Annotated in this window: 7 protein-coding genes; 5 read left to right on the top strand and 2 right to left on the bottom strand. The window is 42.0% G+C overall.

From position 1 onward, the window contains the following. The first annotated feature begins 270 nt into the window (after positions 1 to 270). The 3 genes from PX482_RS15380 to PX482_RS15370 all read left to right on the top strand — a co-directional run bounded on the left by PX482_RS15380 (position 271) and on the right by PX482_RS15370 (position 1,854). On the top strand, positions 271 to 909 hold the full coding sequence (locus tag PX482_RS15380) for a DUF2834 domain-containing protein (protein ID WP_288026110.1): 639 nt from the start codon (positions 271 to 273) through the stop codon (positions 907 to 909). A 130-nt stretch (positions 910 to 1,039) separates the two neighbouring features. After that, positions 1,040 to 1,333: a hypothetical protein gene (locus PX482_RS15375; RefSeq protein ID WP_002733401.1), complete on the top strand. Its 294-nt coding sequence runs from the start codon at positions 1,040 to 1,042 to the stop codon at positions 1,331 to 1,333. 2 nt (positions 1,334 to 1,335) lie between these two features. Further along, entirely contained in the window at positions 1,336 to 1,854 is a 519-nt protein-coding gene (locus PX482_RS15370; RefSeq protein ID WP_043999260.1) for a low molecular weight protein-tyrosine-phosphatase, read from the top strand. Between the two features lie 14 nt (positions 1,855 to 1,868). Here the strand turns inward: PX482_RS15370 and PX482_RS15365 are convergent, their stop codons facing one another. Beyond that, positions 1,869 to 2,525 (bottom strand): response regulator transcription factor, encoded by a 657-nt coding sequence (locus tag PX482_RS15365; protein ID WP_002761331.1) that lies wholly within the window; start codon positions 2,523 to 2,525, stop codon positions 1,869 to 1,871. Between the two features lie 396 nt (positions 2,526 to 2,921). Here PX482_RS15365 and PX482_RS15360 point away from each other — a divergent pair, with 396 nt between their 5' ends. Together PX482_RS15360 and PX482_RS15355 are read left to right on the top strand one after the other, a co-directional pair. Next, positions 2,922 to 4,037 carry a branched-chain amino acid ABC transporter permease gene (locus PX482_RS15360; protein WP_002761333.1) on the top strand — a complete coding sequence of 372 codons (1,116 nt, stop codon included), beginning with the start codon at positions 2,922 to 2,924 and terminating at the stop codon, positions 4,035 to 4,037. Positions 4,038 to 4,216: 179 nt separating this feature from the next. After that, the gene (locus PX482_RS15355) at positions 4,217 to 4,969 is read left to right on the top strand and encodes an ABC transporter ATP-binding protein (RefSeq protein ID WP_002761336.1); all 753 of its coding nucleotides are present in this window, start codon (positions 4,217 to 4,219) and stop codon (positions 4,967 to 4,969) included. On the opposite strand, the gene hisH is transcribed toward PX482_RS15355, so the two are convergent. Then, a partial coding sequence (gene hisH, locus PX482_RS15350) for an imidazole glycerol phosphate synthase subunit HisH (RefSeq protein WP_288122642.1) occupies positions 4,958 to 5,459 on the bottom strand: 502 nt, incomplete at its 5' end. The two genes, PX482_RS15355 and hisH, sit on opposite strands and share 12 nt — an antisense overlap.

The raw sequence follows: 5,459 nt of genomic DNA, 5'->3' as shown, positions 1-5,459 counted from the left end.
GGCTCTTCGGTTTGTGTTATGCAATGGACGGGGGTTATAAGGGATGGAACCCTTATAGAGAAAGGCATTTAGCGATTTTTGTCAATTGTTTTTATCTAGAGCGAACTAATCAATTAAGTCTCTTGCCAGATAAGGATTTAGTCGATTTATGCCCCCCTATCGAACCATAACAAGCAACGAAGAGCCTAATCTTGCTTGATCTTTTGATCACTTTTCTACTAAAATATCTGCTGAAATCCCATTACTCAATTAACCTAATTATCTACTGCCATGTTAACAAAAATTATTCTCGGTTTACTTTGGTTATGCTTCGGATTATACGCTTTTTTACTAGCACCCCCCGACCAACCAGATACAATAAATTTAATTATCAATCTTTCCACTGGCAAATGGCAAGATATCAACCCGTTAATTATCGCTCTTTTCAACCTGATGGGAGTTTGGCCACTTATCTACACTAGCCTTTTAATTATCGATGGTCGTGACCAAAAAATCATCGCTTGGCCCTTTACTTTTGCCTCCTTTGCTGTGGGTGCTTTCGCTATTTTACCCTATCTAACTCTCCGTCAACCCAACAGCAATTTTACCGGTAAAAAAAATCTGGTCATTAAACTTCTAGACTCACCTTGGTTGGGAGTAATTGCCCTAATTACTGCGGCAATTTTAATCGCTTACGGATTAATTAACGGCAATTGGTCTGATTTTTGGTATCAGTGGCAAACTAGCCGTTTTATTCATGTTATGAGTTTAGATTTCTGTCTTTTAACCCTATTATGTCCAATTTTGCTGCAAGATGATCTAACCCGACGGGGATTAAAAAATCCTTTCCTGTTGCCGGTAGTTTCCCTTTTGCCTCTAATCGGTCCGGCAATTTATTTAATTATTCGTCCTCGCTTAGGGGAGAATTAAGGGTAAATTGTCTTGAGCAAACTTAACCATTTCTTGACAGGAGAAGTTCATATTTAACAGAAATTATGCTGAGGTTCCTCTAAAATATGAGGAAAGAGATTAATGTCCAGATTAGAAGGAGTGTTTAACCTTGTTAGAGAGTCAAAAACCACCTCGGATTTACTGCTTTCAAGCTGATTATCTTGCCTCCCAACAATTTAACCCCCAAGAGATTCCCGCTTGGTTATCCTTAGAGGTAAACTGGCAGGGTTATAGAATTCATACCCTACCCTGGGTAGCAGACGTAGCTAGGGTATTAGGATTATTAGCGATCGAAGATACCCCCCAAGGGTGGCAAGATTATTTAGAAAGCTTGGGATTAGCCAAAATTAGGTTAATGGACAGCGAGGAGTTTTTTGAGGATAAATCTTTATCGGGATGTTAGAAATGCCCTATAATTGGCAGTTTAGTGATGATTCTACCAGTCAATTTATGCCTTATAAACTACTCTTCGTCTGTTTAGGAAATATCTGTCGTTCTCCCGCTGCCGAGAATATCATGACTTATCTGATTGAACAAGAAGGATTAGGCAATAAAATCCTCTGTGATTCTGCGGGTACTGCCGGTTATCATATCGGTTCTCCTCCCGATTCTCGCATGAATACGGCGGCCAAAAAACGCGGTATTCCTTTGCAAGGGACAGCTAGACAATTTACCCGCGAGGATTTCGAGAATTTTGATCTAATCCTAGCCATGGATAAAGCCAATTATCAAGATATTTTATCCCTAGATCGGACAGGAAAATATCAAGAAAAGGTCAAGTTAATGTGTGACTATGCTCGTTATCACCCAGAAAAAGAAGTTCCCGATCCCTACTACGGTGGTCGTGAAGGTTTTGAACGCGTAATCGAGCTACTTTTAGACTCCTGTGGCAGTCTTTTGGAGGAAGTAAAAAACAAAATTTAAGTTTTTTATTTCAGCTAATCGATTAGTCTATGTTCGAGGGAAAAACGAACCAATTCGGCGCGATTATTAGTAGTTGTTTTTCTGAGTAAACTACTAACATATTTCTCGATCGTGCGAGAACTAAGATGCAGTTTTTGCCCAATTTCACTGTTAGAAAGTCCCTGGGCTAAATGTTCTAACACTTCCCGCTCGCGATTAGTTAACTTAAAATCGTCCTGTAAAGAAGAAGTTAAAACATCCCTAGTTTTGGGGCTTTCTTCTGGTTTTAATTTCTGATATTGACGTTCACTTTGCACCACTTGCGATCGCTCTAAAAGATTGCGAATAACTGCTTTTAATTCCTCCATCTCAAAAGGTTTAGGAAGATAGATATCACAACCCACTTGATAACCGCGGATTCTTTCCTCTGTTGACCCTCTTTCGGTTAAAAAAATTACTGGTAATAACCTAAATTCTGGCTGTTGCCGCACCTTAGTCACCAAAGAATAACCGTCTAAACGCGGCATTTTGATATCCGATACCAAAAGATGGGGATGATAGGTATCCAATAAATTCAAAGCTTCCAAACCATTACTCGCCGCTACCACACTATAACCTGCTAATTCTAAATAGTCTTTGACCGCTAGGCGGATACCGGGGTCATCATCGGCAATTAGAATCAAAAGAGGCATAGAAATTAACAGGACAAGGTTTTTTCGGTATTAATAGCCTAGCACCCTCCGCTCGTCACAATTGTCCATCAAGCTACAGAGGCCGTTTTAACTGATATTATACTAGCAGTTAGCTATCAGCCTTTTCAGTGATCAGTGATCAGTAATCAGTAATCAGTAATCAGATGTGAGTTTTCAGCTTTTTTCTCCTCCTCTCCCCACTCCCCCACTTCCCCACTTCCCCACTCCCCCAACCCCTTTTTTACTTTGAAGATCATTTTTGAGTTATACCGTTTCTCATAAGTATGAAGTATAACTGGATTGGGCATCGTCTCCTGATTCCTGACTCCTGACTTCTGGCTCCTGACTCCCGAAACCGACAACTTTGTACCTCACTATTAAGATAATTGCCATAACATGACAGATTATTTGGTTTCCCTGACAATTTGGGCGGGTATTTACGCGATTTTTGCCCTCGGTTTAAATCTACAATGGGGATTTACTGGCTTAATTAACTTTGGTCACGTTGCTTTTGCCACTTTAGGGGCTTATGCAACGGTTTTATTGACTTTACAGGGTGTACCGATGATTTTTGCCGCCATTGTCGGGGCGATCCTAGGGGCATTGTTGGGATTGGCGATCGGTTTTTCCACCCTGAGATTAAGAGCCGATTATCTAGCAATTGTCACCATCGGGGTATCTGAGTTAATTCGTTTACTGGTGCTTAACGAGGATTGGTTAACGAAAGGCAGTTTCGGACTACAACGTTATCCCCTACCTTTGGATATAAATCCCAGTTTTCCCGTCAAATTATTAATTATTGCCCTGTTTACCCTGCTTGCTATCTTTGCTCTCTGGCAATTGGGGCGCAATCTGCAACGACAATGGCGCGAAGCGGGGCAAATTAGCGGCAAAAGCTATCAACCGACGCAAAAGAGGGCTTTAATCTTTTGGGGGTCGTTAGGGGCGATAATCCTGCTTTTTCTGTATATAAACGGCGTAATTGCCTTGAATGACTATAATTACAAAGCGGGGCTGATGGTGGTAGTTTTAGTCCTCCTCGCTCTCGTTTATACTGGTTTAGAATTACTTTTACGATCGCCTTGGGGACGCATCCTCAAAGCTATCCGGGAAGATGAAGAAATTCCCCGGGCTTTAGGAAAAAATGTCTTTTGGTATAAGTTACAATCTTTGATGTTAGGCGGTGCGATCGCTGGTTTAGCTGGGGCTTTTTTAGCATGGCAATTAACCACTATTTACCCGACTAATTTTGAACCATTATTGACTTTTAACGCTTGGATTATTATCATTCTCGGTGGCTCTGGTAGCAATGCTGGCACCTTACTAGGAGCAGTAATTTTCTGGGCTTACGATTCCCTGACTCGCTTTATTTTGCCCCAATTAGATATTTTTAATGATAGCCAATTAGGGGCTTTACGGATTATGATTATCGGTCTGCTGCTCATGGTTTTAATGATCTGGCGACCCCAGGGTATCCTCGGCAAAAAAGAGGAGTTAACTTTGGGAAAATAATTAAGTGGTTGGACAAAACTAAATTTAACTGAGGGGTAAGTATTCAGGAGTAAGTATTCAGGAGTCAGGAGATTATTTTTATTTATTCTCCCCACACCCCACACCCTACACCCTACACCCCACTTCCCACTTCCCACTTCCCACTTCATAATTCATAATTCATAATTCATAATTTATATATGTTACTTTCTGCCAAAGGATTATCGAAAAGTTTTGGGGGCATTCGCGCCGTCAATAATGCTTATTTGGATGTGCCGCAGGGCAGCATCACCGGGTTAATCGGGCCAAATGGAGCCGGCAAAACCACACTTTTTAACCTTTTATCTAATTTTATTCGCCCAGATAAAGGGGAAGTTTTTCTTGATGGTCAGCCGATTCATCAGCTGCCTCCCTATCAAATTGCCCTAAAAGGATGTGTGAGAACTTTTCAAGTCGCCAGGGTATTATCCCGATTAACGGTGTTAGAAAATATGCTCTTAGCTAGTCCGGGGCAAACGGGAGAAAATTTTCTCAAAGTCTGGTTTCAGGGGGCAAAAATTCGCCAACAGGAACAGGAAAATCGTGCCAAAGCTTTGGACCTATTAGATTCGATTGGTCTAGGGGAGAAAGCGCAGGATTATGCGGGAGCTTTATCGGGAGGACAGCGTAAATTATTAGAGATTGGCCGAGTGCTAATGACCGAGCCAAAATTAATTTTATTAGATGAACCAGCCGCCGGAGTTAATCCCACTTTAATCGCTCAAATCAACGACCATATTATCGAGTGGAATCGTCAGGGAATTACCTTTTTAATTATCGAGCATAATATGGATGTGATTATGTCCCTTTGTCACCACGTTTGGGTATTAGCAGAAGGGACAAATTTAGCCGATGGCATTCCCAGCGAAATCCAAAAAAACGAGCGGGTTTTAAAGGCTTATTTAGGAGACTAAAGCTAATTTTTGCACCTGTTCAACAAAGTTAGCCAGAATTTTTAAGCCATTAGTCGAGGATTTTTCTGGGTGAAACTGCACCGCTACCAAACGATCACGAGCGATCGCTGCCGTCACCGTTTGACTGCCGTGGGTGACGGTGGCGGCAGTTACATGACTATCAAGGGGATCAACATAATAGGAATGGACAAAATAGACGTGAGGATGCGGGGGTAATCCCTGCCAAAGAGCATGATCCGGCTGGGTGAAGTCTAATTGATTCCAACCCATGTGGGGAATGGTAATGCCAGGTTCCGAGCGAAAACGGCGCACTGTCCCCGGAATAATCCCTAAACCCGCCTCTTGTCCTTCCTCTGATGAGTCAAAGAGAATTTGTAAACCGAGACAGATACCGAGAAAGGGTTTACCATTAGCGATCGCCGCTTTGAGCGGTTTTTCTAGATGACGGCTGCGAATTTGCCGGACAGCAGGATCAAAAGAACCGACTCCG

This window comes from Microcystis sp. M53602_WE12 (assembly GCF_030065455.1).
GTDB lineage: Bacteria > Cyanobacteriota > Cyanobacteriia > Cyanobacteriales > Microcystaceae > Microcystis > Microcystis aeruginosa.
The sequence above is the reverse complement of the archived record's forward strand: the minus strand, read 5'-3'. Positions and strand labels throughout refer to the sequence as shown.

Bases quoted from the DNA above. Each gene is read 5' to 3' on its own strand.
- PX482_RS15380 (WP_288026110.1), top strand. From the start codon at position 271: ATGTTAACAAAAATTATTCTCGGTTTACTTTGGTTATGCTTCGGATTA.
- PX482_RS15370 (WP_043999260.1), top strand. From the start codon at position 1,336: ATGCCCTATAATTGGCAGTTTAGTGATGATTCTACCAGTCAATTTATG.
- PX482_RS15365 (WP_002761331.1), bottom strand. From the start codon at position 2,525: ATGCCTCTTTTGATTCTAATTGCCGATGATGACCCCGGTATCCGCCTA.
- PX482_RS15360 (WP_002761333.1), top strand. From the start codon at position 2,922: ATGACAGATTATTTGGTTTCCCTGACAATTTGGGCGGGTATTTACGCG.
- PX482_RS15355 (WP_002761336.1), top strand. From the start codon at position 4,217: ATGTTACTTTCTGCCAAAGGATTATCGAAAAGTTTTGGGGGCATTCGC.